Below are 18,207 nucleotides of genomic sequence, written 5' to 3' on the forward strand. Positions count from 1 at the left end.
GGGAACCCTAAAGGGCTTCGCGTTGTTCCCCAGGGGTGGGTAAACTGACGAACACTGTTCGCCCTACAAAAGCATATTAAAGAAATTATTTTCTTTAAAAATAATTTCATCCTTAATTGTCAATTGTCCATAGTCAATTCTCCATTGCATAAATTGTGCATTGATTTTATCCTTTCACTAAATTCCTTAGCAAGTTTATCCACATCTTTATAATTGAATATTGATTTAGGGTCATTAGCTGTTGCTAGTAGGAATGCTTTTGGCGGGAGCATGAAACCTTTATTTAAATTTAATGCTCCTATTAGTTGTTTTGCAACAGAATCTCCCCCTGAATTTCCTGATACTATTATTCCAAATGTAACTTTATCGTGGAAAGGTTTTTTATTATAAAGTACTGTTAATCTATTCATTACCGCTGTTAAATTTGCAGCTATAGCATCATTATAATTAGGGCAAATCCAGACTATTACATTAGATTTCTCTATGGCAGGCAATACGTCACTTATCATAGGTCCACCATAAAAGCATTTATTATCTTTTCCATAGTGAGTGCATACTTTATACCCACATCCTTTACAATCCTGTATTGACCCATTTTCTATTAGTATTTCTTTAATGTTTATTGAATCATCAAAATTTGATTTTACCATTCTCCATAAATCCAAAGAGTTGGAGACTTTATTTGGAGTAGAATACAAAACTGTTACATTTAGCTCCCCATATTTTTCAAACTCAAAATTTCTAAGTCTTTCATTTAAAATTTTACATCGTTCCATAAGAATGTCATAAAGAGATACTTTCAATACCTTTTGCCATGTAGAAAAATTTATAAGTTCTTTAATAGCCTCTACCATTGGATGTCCTATAAAAGTTGCCCCCATAGAATTTGCAAGAAATATTATATCTTGACAGGTATCCTTTGTTCCAAGTTCTGATGTAGATGCGCAAACTATTCCACAATAAGAGCCTAAAAATCCATTTCTATCTTTTCTCATGAGTTTTTTCATAAATTTTAACATACTTATATCAGAAAGTGTTTCATCAACCTCTATTGCTAATAATATCTTTTTATTATTAAAATTTACTAATTCATCTTGAATAATTTTGTGGCTCTCATGGGTAAACTGAGAAATCATATCCTGAAGCATCTCAGAAGTCTTTTTTCTTGGACTAATTATATATAGCATTTAAATAATTATAGGTTTGCTTTAATTTATTTAAAAGTTCTTCAGGCATATTGTATCTCTCAAGCTCTATGCCATTCTCAGTAGTTCTATTTTTAATTCCCATAAAAACACCACCTAAAAAAGAAGTACTATAATGCCATTGTCCTCTCAAATATGCAAGAATGCTCACTGCTCCAGAAGATAATGCTGGAGCAATATAAGGTTTAAATCCTGAAGCTCTCACCTCTAAGTTTGCAGTTTTAGTTTTTTCTGTAAGAAAACTTGAAATATTCTCATCATAATTTTCTATGCTATTTACAATGATTAATCCCTCTCCATGTGGTCCAAAAGCTCTTCCTTCACTCTTATAATTTATATTAAATTCATCAGCATAAAAAGCTGCTCTTCCATTCATAACTCCAAGACCATACCCTCTTATTTGATGAGAACTAAGCCCCTTGAAGTCAAAATCTCCATTTTCATTTTTATTACTTTCATTAAATGCTACTTTACAAAGTAGATCTACAGGATCTGACACCACAGCAAAATCCCCTTTAAAATTAGCCTCTCTTGCCATTTTACTATAAATACTTACCACTTTTTTATTTCCTTCAAATTGAACCATTCTAACATCTTTCTTTTCATCACCAACTTCAGGCACAAAAATAGATACACAAAATATAAATAAATCACAATTAAAAAGCTCATCTTCATTTATTTTAATTATCTTTGGCATGTCTATATTATTAGTATCATATATTTGGTTAGCTTCAAGATACCATCTATCTATCTTATTTTTATCCAAATCATATATACCTATATTCTCAACTACATCTGCTCCTAAAAGCCTTAATCCTGTAAGAAGTGTTCCTCCAACGTCACCTAATCCAACAATATTTATTCTATATTTTTTAAATTGCTTACCTTCTATGATTTCCTCCCAATTATCAACATTTAAATTTATGAAGGAAAGATTTCTTAACACTTTACATAATTTATTTTCGTCTTCTTTTTCTTTTATAATCACATTTAAATCTTCATTATATAATTCCTTTATTGAAGATACTTTGAAATAACTTCGAAAGCTATTAAGTGGCCTTTTTCCAAGATAATAAGCCCTTGTATTTAAATTTAATCCTTCTTCCTCAGTTATGTTAGTAAATTTATTTGATAAAGTCTCCTCACTTATAAAAAGTAAGTTTTTATATTTATAGTACTTCATCATACCATCTCCCTATATATACATATCTTCAAATCTCTTTAAACTCTCAAGGTCATTTTCTAAATAATGTGAAGGTTTGTGATTTAAGTCATAATTTATATCTAGTCCCCTATCTACAGATCTTGGTATAGTAAATACCTGCCCTAAAGATAAAAGTGTTAAATTTCTTTCATTTATAGAGTGATATTCATCCTCTAAAACTGTAAGTATATTTATAGAGTTTTCTATACACACCTTAGACAAGTTATAACAATCCTCATTTTTAGCACCTCTTATAAATTTAGGTGAAGTATAAGGCATAATTAGATTAATTGATGGAAGAAGATTTCTATCTTGAAATTCTCCTCTCCAAACTGCATCACCGCCTATAAAAGGATATAATGCACTTTCATTAAACCAAGCTCTTAATCTTGGAATAAAATATAAACAATCTACTTCTCCACCTTGATAATCTAAAAGATCTTTACCTCTTCCAGATAATATGGCTACTATAATTTTTTGTATATTAATTTTTTCTTTTTTAAATATTGGTCTAATAGCCTTCATTCTATACCCTTTATGAAGAAGATTATCTACCAATATAACTGGTCTATTAAAAGATTTTAACATTTTAATTTGATTTTCTAAGCTAAGATAATGCGGGAATTCACCAATTTTAAATGATTTCATATTAGGATTGAAATATTTTTCCGTATGAAGTGATTTAGTTACTGTGTTTGGAATTATATATCTGTCCAATATATCTCCATAAGGTACACACATTGCATCTCCTAATACTCTTGGATTTGTTGTATATTCTGGTACTTTATTTTCTCTGCAAATCTTTCTTATAAGTCCTTGTTGAGTCATATTAGAATCAAAAGGAAGTACTAGATTTCCAGCGAAAAGATTACATATAGCTTGTTGAAGCTTAATTCTACATTCATTAATTACAGCTCTTATTTTGCTATTACTTCTAAAAGGTTCCTTTATTAAATTTTCTATATCAAAATTTAAAATGCAAGGCGAACTCATATTTACAAGGTGAACAGAATTAAAAATCTCTTTAAATCCATATAAGGCTAAAGTCTCCCTAATTATAAGTGATAAACTATCTTTCTCTCCTTCTCTATAAAGAGCATATTCATAATCATGACTGCAAGCAAAAGCTAAAGTTTCAGTTATTAGTATAGAAAGAAGCTTTTTATTTTTTTCGTGATTTTTAATATAAAATCCATCCAATAAAATTATTCTTCCTTGGCTTTTTTCCCTCATATACTGAGCTATCTCCATATCACTTATATCACCATATAACATGCTTGAGCGAGCCCAGTGTATTAATGCAAAGCCTTGTATTTCATTACTTCCACAGTCTTTTAAAACCACTATTCTTCCAGAAGGCTTTGAGAAAAGTTTTTCAATTTTTTTTCTTAATCCATTATTAGCTATACTGCACAAAGAATTTATAATCTCTTCATCCTTATGTTCTATTATTTCTGTTTCAAGAGATACTAAATCTAAGGTTGCTTTATCCAGTGGTTCTCTTTGATAAAATCCATTATCATAAATATACTGCTCTGCTAATGGATCAATAATGCTGGATATATCTTTACTGCTATCAATATAATTTCTAATTTGTGTGGAACTTATATCTGTATATTTATTAGGCAGCTTAATAATATGGACTTTACCTTTTATTTTCGTCAAATATTCTGATAAGGCATTATTTTTATTTCTTTCAATAATTATGTGAGAAAAATCGTGAATAGAACCTTCAATATAAGGTAATTTATAACTAGAAGCATTGGTAATTACATCTTCCCCCGCAACTATAAAAACTTCTTGACCTTTAAAATTATTTTTAAGACTTTGAAGATCTTTTATATTGGATAAATTTATAGGCTCACTTTCTGGATATATAAATATTCCAAACTCACTGGCAATAGACATGCTAAGAATATTTCTCCTCAACAAATGAGGTAAGGTTTTTTTAGACCAAGAAAATTCATCCACGGAAAGATAGACCTCATAGCCCAAATTTCTAATAGTCTTTGCAATCTCTTTATGACTAAGAGAAAAAGGATCAAAAGTTCCTGGAAAGAATGCAATTTTTTTCGGTATCTCCATATTAAAATTACCAATAAAAAAATTATAATCAGCAATAAATCTATATATATGAGCAAGTCCTGCAGCATTTGAAAGGAAAAACAGCTCTTCTTTCTCATCATTTATAATGAGAGTTAATATTTTTTTAGCTAAAAGATCAAAATAATTCTTTTTTTCTTCCAAAGATAAAATCTTAGAACCAAAGATAACTTTTCCAATAATAGTAAAAGCACTTCTTTTAACTTCATTTACATAATCACCAAATCCATTTAAAATAATGCTGAGTAGTGTACTTTTTCTCTTCTCTAAAACTATCTCTTCTTCATTGAATCTTTTACCATAGGATTTATAATATTCTAAAACTACCCCTATAGTTTTTAACATTAATGTCTTTACTGAAGGTCTTGCTATCTTAACTTTAGAAGCTAAATCATCAAGTACTTCGTCAAGTTCCTTTGGTGGAATGTATAGAAGAACTTGTCCTAGATACCTTGGTATATATTCGGTTATTTTATGTCCTTCTATTTCCAATGATCTTAAAAGTTCTATAGCAACTTCATTTCTTTCAGAAAAAGATAAAAAGTCCATCATTTGAACAATCGCATATCCTGCAGTAACCCTCACTTCTTCTACGGCACTTACCTTAAGCAAATTACAAAAATGTATTGCCGCTTGTAGTGCATTAATTTCTTTATATTTCTTTACAAATTCTAAAATCAATTCTATTTGATATTTTTTTAAGCTCCATTCAGTAGCAGATTTTAAGTTACTTAAATAAATTTCCTGTATATTTTCCTTTTGAGCTTGTAAATATTCTCTTAAACTACAACTTAAATCTTCTAAGCCTAATCTTTGTGAAATTCTATATCTTAATAGTACTTCGGCGGCGCAACCAGCTTTGTTATTAACAGAGTTTAAATAATCTTTTAAATCGGTAAAAAAGGCTGATTCATCCTTTAGCTTTTCCATTAAATTAATACACAAACTTAAAGCTGAAAGTCTTAATGCAACATTTCTCTTTTTAACCATAGTAAATATAAAATCATATAGTTTATCTAAAAATTTATCCCCTTTTTGTAGAGGAATATAATTAGCACTTTCAATTAAAAACAATAAATTATCTGAACTTTTATAATACGAAGCTTCATAATAGCTTATAATTACTTCCTTATATTCTTCTTTTTTATTTTCTCCGCAATTTTCAAATAGAGATTTTATTAATGTACTTAAACTATATCCAATCCAATATCTATGAATTGATATAATTTTATGACTTGGAAATAATATTTTATCTATATATTTTTTTAATATATTCTTGCTATTAATATTAAAAAAATCATCTGCTACACCCTCTGGCAGCTCTTTTCTGTATTCTTCATCTAATATAGCAATAAGTTTGCCAATAATTTCGGCAGAGTGTCGTCTTATATCATCTTCAGGATGAACAAGATTTTCATATAAAAAATTTATAGCCTGAATTTTCTGGTTTTGAGTTAGATAAGTGGAGTATTCTTCAAATATTCTTATATATTCTCTTAAATTCCTCCAATTTTTTTCACTTCTTGCTTCTTCTATAACAGTATTTAATGACTGTTCATCTCTTAAAATATACATAAGATTTATATTATGATTTATAGCCATATATTTTAAATTATCAACGATTTCCTCCCCCTGATTAAAAGAATATAAAGGCTCTTTCATCTTATTCATACTCTTTAAATCTACATCTTTAACTTCAGTTTCAACATTAATTGATTGTAAGAACTTCTCAAAATCTCTAAGCTTTGAATAAACTCTTCTATAACGCTTTTCCTTGACTTCATCTACATTATCAAGCTTACTTAAAATTACATCAAAAGATTCTTTAAGAGAAAATATGCACATCTCATTTTTATTATTTATTTCCTTATTTTTCACTCTAAAATCTGAATATATTAAAATAAGGCTTTCAATAGAAAGATTCTCAAATTCTAAGTCCCAAGTTGAATGATTAATAGCAATGTTTCTTATATAATTAATCCCATGTCTTTTAAACCAAATATCAGAATAATAATAGTGAAGATAAGGTACTCTTTTCATTTCATTTTTTCTGCAGCCATACTTTCCTATATCATGGCCCGCTGCACTTCCAGAAACTCTCCCTAAGTCCACTTCAATTCCTTGATTCTTAATCTGCCTTGCAATATACATAGCCAAATAATGAACTCCAGAGATATGTTCTAATGTGTTGAATCCTGTTATCTCACCATTTATCTTCATCATTTCATATATATATAAATCATTAAAAGCTTTAACAAACTTTAAATACTCATCACTACATTCAAGAGTTTTTAATTCTTCACCTTCTAAAAATTCCATAGGGTATTTAGAAATAAAGTTTTCTCCATTACAGTGTTTTTCACAGGATGAAATTATTCTAAAAACTCTAAAGTAAAGATTGCAAATAGAATCTAAATTAGGATCTAATTCTATACTTACTGCTTCAGGGAAAACTTTTGATAATGAGTATTCATATAAATATAAAAGAAAATTGTTATCTGAATTTTCTAATATATCTTTCCGTGACAATTCTAAAATTAAAGGCTTTAACAATATTAATGCAGACTTTGCTGTATAATCCTTTTTAAAAGTCATCTTTTTCAATGTCTCTATAAAATACTCCGATTTAACATGATAATTTATGATATTTTTATCTAATTTCACTTTATTAATCCATTTTACAGTTAAAATTTTTCTTTGAATACTATCATAAACACTCTGAAAATTCACTTTCACACATCTCACTCCTTTACTCCACTGTAAATAAATTATATCATTTTAAAATAAAAAAAGGTCAAGATAGAAATGACTAAATTTATTTCTATCTTGACCACTTTTATTATTTTAATTCTTTATATAATTGATAAATTAATATTTAAAATGCCCAGTTTCCATTTTTAAAGATTTGAACTGATTGTCCATCATGAGTAGTTCCTATTATATCTAAGTCTTCTGTACCTAACATAAAGTCTACGTGAGTTAAAGAGTCATTTGCACCAGCTTTTAATAATTCTTCATCTGTCATCTTGTCTCCACCTTTAATACATAAGCTATAAGCTCTTCCTATAGCAAAGTGGCAGGAGGCATTCTCATCATATAGTGTGTTAAAGAAAATTGTTCCTGAATTTGAGATAGGTGAATCAAAAGGTACTAGTGCAACTTCACCTAAATAATGAGATCCTTCATCAGTTTCAATTATTTTTTTTAATGCGTCATATCCCTTTTCAGCTTTGAAATCTACTATTTTTCCATCTTCAAAAGTTAAAGAGAAGTTTTCTATAAGATTACCAGCGTAATTTAATGGTTTTGAGCTGTATACAACACCATTTACTCCATCTCTTTTCGGCGCTGAGAATATTTCTTCTGTTGGCATATTAGCTATAAACTCAATTCCCTCAGCACTTTTCTCTGCTCCACCAAGCCAAAAATGATTTTCTGGAAGCTCCATTTTTATATCTGTTCCTAATGAATTCTTAAAGCAGATATGTTTAAAGTCCTTTGAATTTAAGAAATCCATTTTTTCCTTAAGATTATTTTTATGTTCATTCCAAGCTTCTACTGGATCTTCTTTATCCACTCTAACTATTTTAAATATTGCATCCCAAAGTTTTTCAACTGCCTCGTCATCTGAAACATTTGGAAATACTTTTCTAGCCCAAGCTTTTGTAGGAATTGAAACTATTGACCATGGATTTTCATTATTCATTATTCTCTTACTGTATTCTTTAAATGCAATTTGCCTTGTTCTAATAGCAGTAGAGAATTTTTCAATTGGTACTTCTTTCATAAGCTCTGGATCAGACGCAGATATACTTAAAAATGCAGCACCTTCTTTTGCATAATGCATTACAGAATCTAGCTGCCAAGGTGCCACCTCGCTTAAGACTTCTGTACTTGCATTCATGTATTTAATCTTTGCTGATAATTCATCATTCCAATGAATTACAACTTCTTTTGCCCCTTCCTTATAAGCACACTCTGTCACCATTCTAGCAAAAGGAGCACACTCTATCGGTGAATTTATTACAAGTGTTTGGTTCTCTTGTATATTAACCCCAGTCTTAACTGCTAATCTAGCATATTTTTTTAGCATTTCTTCTTTCATAATTAAGCTCCTCCAAAAAATTATTTTATATAATTCCATATTAGCATAAATTTAGTAAGTCTTGTAAAACTTTATTGAAATATGTAATAAATTTTGTATTGAACTTTCTATGAATAAAACTTTTTCTACTTATTGTTAACTATTAATCTTTATTTTCTATTGGTAACTTTATATAGTAAATATGCTAAAAAGCTTTTGACTAATCCCGAGTAAAGTAGTATGATATAAATATATATTAATTCAGAGTATTTAACTCTGATATGATTTAAAGGAGATATAAAAATGTCAGAGAAATTACTTAAAATAAATAATTTACACAGTAAAGTTGAAGATAAAGAAATTTTAAAAGGCTTAAACTTAGAGATAAATAAGGGTGAGATTCATGTAATCATGGGACCTAATGGTGCTGGTAAATCTACCCTTGCTAACACATTAATGAGCCATCCAAAATATAAAATCTCTGAAGGGATAATAGAATTTGAAGGGGAAATTATAAATGACCTTGGTCCAGATGAAAAAGCTAAAAAAGGAATATTTCTATCCTTTCAATATCCAGAAGAAATTCCTGGAGTTACCGTTGAAAACTTTTTAAGAACTTCAAAAGCTGCTGTTTCAGGAAAATTTGTCAAAATGATGAGCTTTAAAAAAGAGTTAACAGAAAAGATGTCAATGTTGAAAATGGATGAATCTTATGCAAGTAGATACTTAAATGTTGGATTTTCTGGTGGTGAAAAGAAAAAAAATGAAATTCTACAAATGGCAATCCTTGAGCCTAAACTAGCAATTCTTGATGAAACTGATTCAGGATTAGATGTGGATGCTGTTAAGGTTGTATCTGAAGGTGTTAAAATGCTTGTAAATGGTGATAGATCTATTCTAATAATAACTCACCACAATAATATTTTAGAGCATCTAAAACCAGATTTTGTTCACATATTAGTTGATGGTAAAATTGTTAAAACTGGTGGAGCAGAGCTTATAGATGAAATTCAATCAAATGGTTATGAGGCTTATAAATAGAATAGGTGGTGAGATGGTTTGGAAAGAAGAACTAAAACCTATGTTGAAGATGTAGACAGAGGTATATATGATATAAAAAATGAAGTTAGATATAGCTACAAAGTAGATAGCGGACTAACTGAAGATATTATTCGTTCTATTTCATTAGAAAAAAATGAACCAGAATGGATGACTGAATTTAGACTAAAATCTTTAGAAATTTATAATCAATTAGATGTTCCTACATGGGGGCCCGATATTTCTGATCTGGATATTGAGAATATTGTAACATATGTAAAACCAGATACAGATATGAAGGCAAACTGGGATGAAGTGCCAAAAGATATTAAACTGACTTTTGATCTTCTAGGAATACCTGAAGCTGAAAAAGCTTCTCTAGCAGGTGTTGGAGCACAATATGACTCTGAGGTAGTTTACCATAGTATAAAGGAAGATTTAGTAAAACAAGGTGTTGTTTACACTGATATGGAATCTGCTATTAAAGAGTATGAAGATATTGTTAAAGAATATTTTATGAAATGTGTTCCCCCATCAGATCATAAATTTGCTGCCCTACACGGTGCTGTATGGTCTGGAGGCTCATTTGTTTATGTTCCAGAAGGTGTTAATGTAGACATTCCACTTCAATCTTATTTTAGGTTAAATGCACCAGGCGCAGGACAATTTGAACATACTCTAATAATTGTTGAGAAAGGTGCTAATCTTCACTTCATAGAAGGTTGTTCCGCTCCTAAATATTCAGTAAATAATCTTCATGCTGGTTGTGTTGAGCTATTTGTAAAAGAAGGTGCAAAACTTAGATACAGCACTATTGAAAACTGGTCAAGAAATATGTATAACTTAAATACTAAAAGAGCAATAGTAGAAAAAGATGGAACTATTGAATGGGTATCAGGTTCCTTTGGTTCAAAGATTTCTATGCTTTACCCTATGAGTGTATTAAAAGGTGAAAGAGCAAAATGTGAATTTACAGGAATTACTTTTGCAGGTAAAGGTCAAGAACTAGATACTGGTGCTAAGGTAGTTCATGCAGCTCCATATACTTCCTCTAATATAAATACAAAATCCATTTCAAAAGATGGAGGAATAGCTATATATAGAGGTGCTGTAAAGATATCACCTAATGCTCACCACTCTAAGTCAACAGTTTCTTGTGAATCTTTAATGCTTGACAATATATCCAAATCAGACACTGTTCCAGTTATGGATATTATGAATGATGAAGTAGACTTAGGGCATGAGGCTAAAATTGGAAGGATTAGTGATGAAGCTATATTCTATCTAATGAGTAGAGGTATAAGTGAAGCGGAAGCTAAAGCAATGATAGTTCGTGGATTTGTTGAACCGATATCTAAAGAGCTTCCTCTTGAGTATGCCGTGGAAATGAATAATTTAATCAAGCTTGAGCTTGAAGGAACAATAGGTTAGGGGGAAAATTAAATGAAACTTAAATTTAAAAACTTAAATAAACTTCCAGTCATTACTTGGAGATGGCTTAAAGTTAATGATATCTCAATTGATACTTATTCCCTACCTACAGTTGGAGAATACAATAAGGCAAATATAATATCGCCAAAAGCTATTTCCATAGACACTACCCCTAATGCTAAAGAGCTTTTAGAGGACTTTGGATTTGAAGCCATAAATTACGGAGTATCTAAAGAAGTTAAGGATTATGCTTTAAACAATTATAATTCTTCTATGGTTATTAAAGCTAATGGAGAGGAAAAAGAGCCAATTAGAGTTGAGCATATAGTTGATAAAAATAATTTAATAGATAATAATTTGATTATTGCTGAAGAAAATTCTAAAGTAACTATAATTATTCAATATAAAGGTGATGAAGTTGTTTTTCATAATGGAGTTACAAGAGTTTTAGCCAAAAAGGGTTCAGAAGTTAACTTAATAAAAATTCAAACTCTAAATGATGGCAGTCATAATTTTGATTCAAATGTAGCTATTTGTCAATATGGAGCAAAAGTTAATTTTATAGAGATTAACTTAGGCAGTAAATTCAGTGTTACTAATTTTATTTCAGAGTTAAAAGGTACCTCTGGAGAAACTAATGTAAATTCTATCTACCTTGGAGATGGAAATAGAGTTATTGATTTGAGCTATGAAATCCTACATAAAGCAATGAGAACAAATAGCAACATTACATGTAAAGGTGTATTAATGGATAATTCTAAAAAAATATTTAGAGGAACTCTTAACTTTAAAAAAGGCTCTGCTCGATCTAAAGGTTCTGAAGAAGAATATGTAACCCTTCTAGATCCTACTGTAAAATCAGATGCTGTACCATTATTAATTTGTGATGAAGATGATGTAGAAGGAATGCATGCTGCTAGCGCAGGGAAAATTGATGAAAATAAACTTTATTACTTAATGAGCAGAGGTTTTAGCGAAAAAGAGGCTAAAAAACTTATAATTGAAGCTAACTTTAGACCTATTCTAGATCTAATTCCAATTGAAGAAATAAAAGAAGAAATTGATACAGAAATTCAAAGGAGGCTTATAAATGGGTAAATTTGAAGAATTAAGAAAAGATTTCCCAATACTTTTAGAAAGTGTAAATGGAAAGCCTTTAGTGTATCTAGATAATGCTGCAACAACACATAAACCAAAACAAGTTATTGAAGCTATAGATAAATATTATGAAAAATACAATGCAAATCCTCATAGAGGCGCTCATGCTCTAAGCATTTTTGCTACAGATGCCTATGAAAGTTCAAGAGTAAAGGTAAAAAATTTTATTAATGCTTCAAAAAGCAGTGAAATTATATTTACTAAAAATGCTACTGAAGCCCTTAATCTAATAGCCTATTCCTATGGTATGAATTTTATAAATAAAGGTGATGAAATAGTTCTATCCATCGCAGAGCATCATAGTAATATACTCCCTTGGCAACAAGTAGCAAAGGCCAAAGGTGCAGTACTCAAATATATGTATATTGATAATGAGGGTAGACTTTCTATGGAAGAGGTTAAATCGAAAATCTCCGAAAAAACTAAAATTGTGGGTATAACCCATATTTCAAATGCACTAGGTACTATAAATCCTGTAGATGAAATTATTAGTTATGCTCATTCAAAAGGTGCATTAGTTATTTTAGATGGATCTCAAAGTGTACCTCATATAAAGGTAGATGTAAAAGATCTAGATGCAGATTTCATGGTATTTTCAGGCCATAAAATGCTGGCTCCAATGGGCATTGGAGTGTTATATGGGAAAGAGCATATTTTAGATAAAATGCCTCCATTTTTATCTGGGGGAGATATGATAGAGTATGTTTGGGAGGATAGGGCTACCTTTGCAGAACTTCCATACAAGTTAGAAGCAGGAACTCAAAATGTTGAAGGAGCAGTTGGACTTGCTGCTGCTATTGATTATTTAGAAAATATAGGCTTTGATAATATAAAAAAGAGAGAAGAAGAATTAACTAGTTATGCATTAGAAAAAATGAAAGAACTACCTTTCATAACTATTTATGGTCCCCAAACTATGAAAGATAGAAGTTCGGTTATATCCTTTGGAATAAAAGATATTCATCCTCATGACGTAGCTACAATTTTAGATAGTTATGGTGTTGCAGTTAGAGCTGGTCACCATTGTGCTCAGCCTTTAATGAAGTATTTAGGAGTAAACTCAACTTCCAGAGCTAGTTTTTATTTTTATAATACCTTTGAAGAAGTAGATATATTTATTGAAGCTTTGAAAAATGTGAGGAGGTGGCTCGGCTATGCATCTTAATGATATATATACAGAGCTTATAATGGAGCATAATCAAAGCTCTCATAATAAAAGAAATTTAGTAAATCCTGACACTAAGGAACTTGGTCACAACCCAAGTTGTGGAGATGAAATTTCTCTAGAATTAAAATTTGATGGTGACATTATAGAAGATGCAGCCTTTACAGGCAGTGGATGTGCCATCTCCCAAGCTTCTACTTCCATAATGATTGATCTTATAAAGGGAAAATCAAAAGAAGAGGCATTAAATTTAGTAGAAACTTTCATAGGAATGATAAAAAGAGAAATAAAATCTGAAGAAGAACTTGAGATATTAGAAGATGCAATAGCCTTTCAAAACATTTCAAATATGCCTGCAAGAGTAAAATGTGCGGTACTTGCATGGCATACCCTTAAAGAGTCAATTAAATAAATTAACTCTTAAGAAACTGCTTGAAAATATATTTAGTAAAAGATTTATTAATAGACTTTTATAATAAAGGCACTATCAATTTATTTAATTACAATAAATTTTGATAGTGTTTTTATCATTTTCTTACTATAAATAATTATGGGAACGGTTCATTATAAATGTGCCATTTCTAAATTAAATCTATCTCTGAAAATAATCAGTGCTTAACTTAATTAAATTCACAATTATGGATATTTCTCAGCATTAATCTTCCACCCCTTCAACAATTGAAAATTGACAATGGACTATTGACAATTGTGGATATTTCTCAGCTAACACTGAGAAATTTGCAATTATTTATCTGTAACGTTGAACAATGTTCTCCACATAACTAGCAATATAATTGCTAGTTAGAAACATATTCAAAGAAATTATTTTGCTAGAAAATAATTTCAACCTTAATTTTGAATTGTCAATTTTGAATTCTCCATTGGTGAAGCCCCTGGGGTGCAGTATGATATGGCACTATACCTGCAACATTAACTAATATTTTAATTATATTGTTTATCTTCATAATATTAGTTTAAAATCACTAGGATTGTTCCGAACTATACTGCACCTCAGGGGAACCCTTACGGGCTTCACTACTGTTCCCCAGAGGTGGTAAATCTGGCAAACGGTGTCCACCAGATAAAAACTAGCAATTGCATTGCTAGTTTTTATTTTAGGTACAAACACTATCCTCATCTACAGTTAAAATTCTAAATTTAGTAATTAAGCTATGTAAGTTTACCACTATTAAATTAAAACTTATGTCTTTTTTTAGTCTTCATTAAAAAATTTAGAGTTATTTTAGCCACATTTTTCTACTTTTATTTATTGTTAATTTTTATAATTTCTTGTGAAATAAAAAACCGACATTTTTATCCCTATTCCATGTTATTTCACTTAAAAATTTCATTATATTTACTATAAAATAAAAAATATTTGTCTTAAATAAGGTGAAATTTTATAGATTTTTTATCTTATTGTAAATTTTTTTTAATTGCTTTAAATTCACTAGAAAATTATGTTCACTTAAATTCCAAAATATGTTATAATGATTTAAACTCAATTAAGCAGGTCCCCTCTTGTTTAATAGAGATTTATTTTATAGTTGTTTCAGTATTCAAACTTCCTGTGCTGCTTTAATATGGGTAGATGGTATTGGGCCTTTAGGGCATAGGAGGCGATATGATGACCGATTATACAATCTTAGCAATAATTGGAATCATTACCTTGGCTTTGGTTATTATAAGCGTAGTATCCATTGTTGGTTGCTTTGTTTATAAGTATGAAACGCTTAAAACAGGTACTAAAACTAAAATGAATACAGATTTGCAAAATGGAAAAATAGAAGCTGAACTTTCTGTTGACATAGAAGGGAATTCTGAAGGCAAAAGAAAATAGTGGGTCATCTCACAAAATTCTCCCACTATCTTCTAACAACTATTAAATAACCGTAAAGGCCTGATACCTTTTATCTACCCTTATTATATCATATACACTTAATCAATATAACAATTTTAAATAAAATTTGACAAAATAGATTATAATTTGCTCATTTTATTATACATTAATTATGGAGTTGCTCTAATCTTCATAAATTATAACTTAGCTATAATTAGGTTTCCTGATTCATATTTTTTAAGGCCTTTATAAAATATCTTATATGCAGTCAATGCCCAAATAACTGTAACACCAATCAATATAGAAAAATCTAATATATTAAAATCTCTTATTAACGCTATAGGTATGTGAGCAGTGAAGGCTGCTGGTACTATGGTATATATTATATACTTTGTAGCACCTTTAAATATCCCCTTTGGATATGAGCTGAAATTTACCATAAATTCTAACATAAGTCCTGATAGTCCTTCAGCATTGCCTATATAAAAACTTAAAGAATTTACAACAACTATAACACTTGAAAGTATAATAGCTGAAATACAAGAAAAAAATAAGAATAAAGCTATGTTAATTAAATTAAAATTACCTACAAATACAAATAGAATTATTCCATAAATAATGTCACCAAAAGCTGATATTACACTTTTAGAGCATAGTATATTCATCAAAGTATCCTTGGGCTGAATCAAATATGAATCTAGCTCTCCATTTACAATCATTTTTGTAAGTTCTCCAATATTCCCAAATAAAACAAAAGCTATTCCAAAAGATGTGGACATAATAGCAAAAAGCATTAATGTATCACTAAAACCATATCCCCCTATAGTACCTACATTATGAAATAATATCCACCAGAAAAATATAAATGAGGCATTATTTATTATCATACCTAACACCTGTATGATAAAACTTACTTTATACTCCATAGCTGAAGATAAGTTAAATTTAAAATATGCTCTTATTAGTTTTATGATATTTTTAACCTCCATTAACATTTAATTTCTCTGCCCCCTTTCTATATATAACTAAAGCTAGTATTACAAATATAGTTAAATATAAAACCTGTATTCCAAAGCCCTCATAGAATCTTTTAAGTGAAAAATCTACTGCTAGCTTTCCAGGCACATATGTCACATAAGCAAAAGGTAAATAATTTGATATATTTTTAAGCCAGTTAGGAAATAAATCAAGTGGCACTAACATTCCTCCTAAGGTAAATGTAAGCTTTGAGTATATCCAAAAAAATGGCTTATTCTCCTCAATCCAAAAGGAAGTTAGTGCTAAAATAATATATATGAAAAAATTGATGGTTGATCCTATTAAAATAGAAAGTAGTATTAATGGTAAATATACTATATTGAAGCCCTCTAGAAATCCTACAAAACATATACCAATAATTATTCCTAAAATCAAATTACAGCTTAACTTTACTGCTATTTCACCTAGTGAGTTGAAAAAACAATATAATACATAGTTATAAGGTTTATTTATTCCATAAGCTATAGCCCCACTTTTTACATCGTCACTAATTTGGATATGGAAATTTGATCGAGATAAGGTTATGGTTTCTGTAACTATTAAATACCATATAATTTTATTTAAAGTTAGGCCTGATATTATATCTCCCTTTTGTCCATAAATATTTCCCCACAGCATTAAAAATATATATATTATAAAAACAAAGAATAAATTTTTAATTATAAAGTTCCAAAAATACACTAAATTATTGGTAAGACTTATCTTAAATATATGAATATATTTATTGAGTTTACTCACTACAACCACCTACCTTACTTTCACTATATATATGAGATATAATTTCTTCCATAGGTGGTTCTAGAATATTTATATCTAAAATACTTCCGTACTTTATAATTTCCGTTAAAACTTCTTCTATATTTTCTTTCAAAGTGTCTATCTCTATCTTTACTCCATAGCCATTACTTTTTAAAACCTTAAATTTGTTTTTATCTATATGAACTTCTTCTTTAAACTTTACCTCTATAATTTTTTTATTGAGATAATTATATTTAAGGTTTTTAATGGATTCATCTAAAACCAATTGACCATGATTTATTACTATAGCTCTTTTACAGAGTTGTTCTATGTCTCCTGCATCATGTGAAGTTAAAAATATAGTTCTTTTTTCTTCTCTATTTATCCTTAAAATAAGATCTCTAATATTTTGTTTAACTATAACATCTAGACCTATAGTAGGTTCATCTAAAAATATTACCTCCGGATTATGAATTAAAGACGCTGCTATCTCACACCGTATTCTTTGACCAAGAGATAGCTTTCTAACAGGTATATCCATAAGTTCCTCTATCTGAAAAATTTCTTTTAAAAAGTTTATCCTTTTCTTAAGACTTACTTCCTCCATATCATAAATTTTTCCTAAGAGATTAAAGCTATCTATAGGAGGTAGATGAAACCATAGCTGCGACTTTTGGCCAAATACAGTACCTATTTTATAAGATAACTTCTTTCTCTCAGTGGAAGGATTTAGTCCTAATATTTCCATATTCCCTTCCGTTGGATAAAGTATTCCTGTAAGCATTTTTATTGTAGTTGATTTTCCTGCTCCATTAGGCCCAATAAAAGCTAAGATTTCTCCTTTTTCTACATTAAAAGATACATCTCTAACTGCCTCTATCTCTTTATACCTAGGTGAAATCATAGATTTAATACTTCCTTTAAATCCTGGTTCTTTTGTTTTGATTTTGAATGATTTGCATAAATTATTAACGCTTATTACCGTCATAAAGCCTCCCCCTTTATTTAAATTATTCTAATAAAAAAAAGCCCAAAGAATAAGTCTTATAGAGACTCATCCTCTGGGCTTTTATCCCAAAAGTGTAGAAATAATTCCTGTACCGCTTGGTCCAGTCATGCAAAATAGTATCCTATCAGCATCGGAACCCTAGATACACTCCTATAATTTAAAATATTGTAACATATAAAAATTAACAACTCAAC

At 29.5% G+C, this 18,207-nt stretch carries 13 protein-coding genes; 6 read left to right on the forward strand and 7 right to left on the reverse strand.

Annotation, left to right across the window (positions count from 1 at the left end; translation table 11 throughout):
* Positions 1 to 119 precede the first annotated feature (119 nt).
* From B2W91_RS03870 to B2W91_RS03885, 4 genes are all read right to left on the reverse strand, one after another.
* Positions 120 to 1,136: an NAD(P)H-dependent oxidoreductase gene (locus tag B2W91_RS03870; RefSeq protein ID WP_291578965.1), complete on the reverse strand. Its 1,017-nt coding sequence runs from the start codon at positions 1,134 to 1,136 to the stop codon at positions 120 to 122.
* Between the two features lie 34 nt (positions 1,137 to 1,170).
* Positions 1,171 to 2,388 (reverse strand): lactate dehydrogenase, encoded by a 1,218-nt coding sequence (locus B2W91_RS03875; protein WP_291578966.1) that lies wholly within the window; start codon positions 2,386 to 2,388, stop codon positions 1,171 to 1,173.
* Between the two features lie 12 nt (positions 2,389 to 2,400).
* The gene (locus tag B2W91_RS03880) at positions 2,401 to 7,248 is read right to left on the reverse strand and encodes a cytidyltransferase (protein WP_291578967.1); all 4,848 of its coding nucleotides are present in this window, start codon (positions 7,246 to 7,248) and stop codon (positions 2,401 to 2,403) included.
* A 139-nt stretch (positions 7,249 to 7,387) separates the two neighbouring features.
* Positions 7,388 to 8,617, reverse strand: a complete 1,230-nt coding sequence (locus B2W91_RS03885) for an aminopeptidase (protein WP_291578968.1) — start codon at positions 8,615 to 8,617, stop codon at positions 7,388 to 7,390.
* Between the two features lie 282 nt (positions 8,618 to 8,899).
* Between B2W91_RS03885 and sufC the strand changes: the two genes are divergently transcribed.
* From sufC to B2W91_RS03915, 6 genes are all read left to right on the forward strand, one after another.
* Complete coding sequence (gene sufC / locus B2W91_RS03890; RefSeq protein WP_291578969.1) at positions 8,900 to 9,637, forward strand: Fe-S cluster assembly ATPase SufC; 738 nt, start codon at positions 8,900 to 8,902, stop codon at positions 9,635 to 9,637.
* Positions 9,638 to 9,655: 18 nt separating this feature from the next.
* Entirely contained in the window at positions 9,656 to 11,065 is a 1,410-nt protein-coding gene (gene sufB, locus B2W91_RS03895) for a Fe-S cluster assembly protein SufB (RefSeq protein WP_291578970.1), read from the forward strand.
* 12 nt (positions 11,066 to 11,077) lie between these two features.
* Positions 11,078 to 12,163: a Fe-S cluster assembly protein SufD gene (gene sufD, locus B2W91_RS03900; protein WP_291578971.1), complete on the forward strand. Its 1,086-nt coding sequence runs from the start codon at positions 11,078 to 11,080 to the stop codon at positions 12,161 to 12,163.
* On the forward strand, positions 12,156 to 13,388 hold the full coding sequence (locus B2W91_RS03905; RefSeq protein ID WP_291578972.1) for a cysteine desulfurase: 1,233 nt from the start codon (positions 12,156 to 12,158) through the stop codon (positions 13,386 to 13,388). Before sufD ends, B2W91_RS03905 begins: the two co-directional genes overlap by 8 nt.
* Positions 13,378 to 13,800, forward strand: a complete 423-nt coding sequence (gene sufU, locus B2W91_RS03910) for a Fe-S cluster assembly sulfur transfer protein SufU (RefSeq protein WP_039636077.1) — start codon at positions 13,378 to 13,380, stop codon at positions 13,798 to 13,800. Before B2W91_RS03905 ends, sufU begins: the two co-directional genes overlap by 11 nt.
* Positions 13,801 to 15,012: 1,212 nt before the next feature.
* Positions 15,013 to 15,228, forward strand: coding sequence for a hypothetical protein (locus tag B2W91_RS03915; RefSeq protein WP_291578973.1), 216 nt, complete (start codon positions 15,013 to 15,015; stop codon positions 15,226 to 15,228).
* Positions 15,229 to 15,425: 197 nt separating this feature from the next.
* On the opposite strand, the gene B2W91_RS03920 is transcribed toward B2W91_RS03915, so the two are convergent.
* From B2W91_RS03920 to B2W91_RS03930, 3 genes are read right to left on the reverse strand one after another with little or no spacing between them, the layout of a single operon-like run.
* Entirely contained in the window at positions 15,426 to 16,223 is a 798-nt protein-coding gene (locus B2W91_RS03920) for an ABC transporter permease (RefSeq protein WP_291578974.1), read from the reverse strand.
* Positions 16,207 to 17,004, reverse strand: coding sequence for an ABC transporter permease (locus B2W91_RS03925; protein ID WP_291578975.1), 798 nt, complete (start codon positions 17,002 to 17,004; stop codon positions 16,207 to 16,209). Before B2W91_RS03925 ends, B2W91_RS03920 begins: the two co-directional genes overlap by 17 nt.
* Positions 16,997 to 17,992 carry an ABC transporter ATP-binding protein gene (locus B2W91_RS03930; protein ID WP_291578976.1) on the reverse strand — a complete coding sequence of 332 codons (996 nt, stop codon included), beginning with the start codon at positions 17,990 to 17,992 and terminating at the stop codon, positions 16,997 to 16,999. The genes B2W91_RS03925 and B2W91_RS03930 overlap by 8 nt, the downstream gene beginning before the upstream one ends.
* Positions 17,993 to 18,207 lie beyond the last annotated feature (215 nt).

It is taken from the genome of Clostridium sp. UBA6640 (assembly GCF_002455975.1).
GTDB lineage: Bacteria > Bacillota > Clostridia > Clostridiales > Clostridiaceae > Clostridium_J.

What these genes read in the sequence shown, in the direction of transcription:
- B2W91_RS03870 (WP_291578965.1), bottom strand. Translation starts at nt 1,136, where the DNA reads ATGATTTCTCAGTTTACCCATGAGAGCCACAAAATTATTCAAGATGAA.
- B2W91_RS03875 (WP_291578966.1), bottom strand. Translation starts at nt 2,388, where the DNA reads ATGAAGTACTATAAATATAAAAACTTACTTTTTATAAGTGAGGAGACT.
- B2W91_RS03885 (WP_291578968.1), bottom strand. Translation starts at nt 8,617, where the DNA reads ATGAAAGAAGAAATGCTAAAAAAATATGCTAGATTAGCAGTTAAGACT.
- sufC (WP_291578969.1), top strand. Translation starts at nt 8,900, where the DNA reads ATGTCAGAGAAATTACTTAAAATAAATAATTTACACAGTAAAGTTGAA.
- sufD (WP_291578971.1), top strand. Translation starts at nt 11,078, where the DNA reads ATGAAACTTAAATTTAAAAACTTAAATAAACTTCCAGTCATTACTTGG.
- B2W91_RS03905 (WP_291578972.1), top strand. Translation starts at nt 12,156, where the DNA reads ATGGGTAAATTTGAAGAATTAAGAAAAGATTTCCCAATACTTTTAGAA.
- sufU (WP_039636077.1), top strand. Translation starts at nt 13,378, where the DNA reads ATGCATCTTAATGATATATATACAGAGCTTATAATGGAGCATAATCAA.
- B2W91_RS03915 (WP_291578973.1), top strand. Translation starts at nt 15,013, where the DNA reads ATGATGACCGATTATACAATCTTAGCAATAATTGGAATCATTACCTTG.
- B2W91_RS03920 (WP_291578974.1), bottom strand. Translation starts at nt 16,223, where the DNA reads ATGTTAATGGAGGTTAAAAATATCATAAAACTAATAAGAGCATATTTT.
- B2W91_RS03930 (WP_291578976.1), bottom strand. Translation starts at nt 17,992, where the DNA reads ATGACGGTAATAAGCGTTAATAATTTATGCAAATCATTCAAAATCAAA.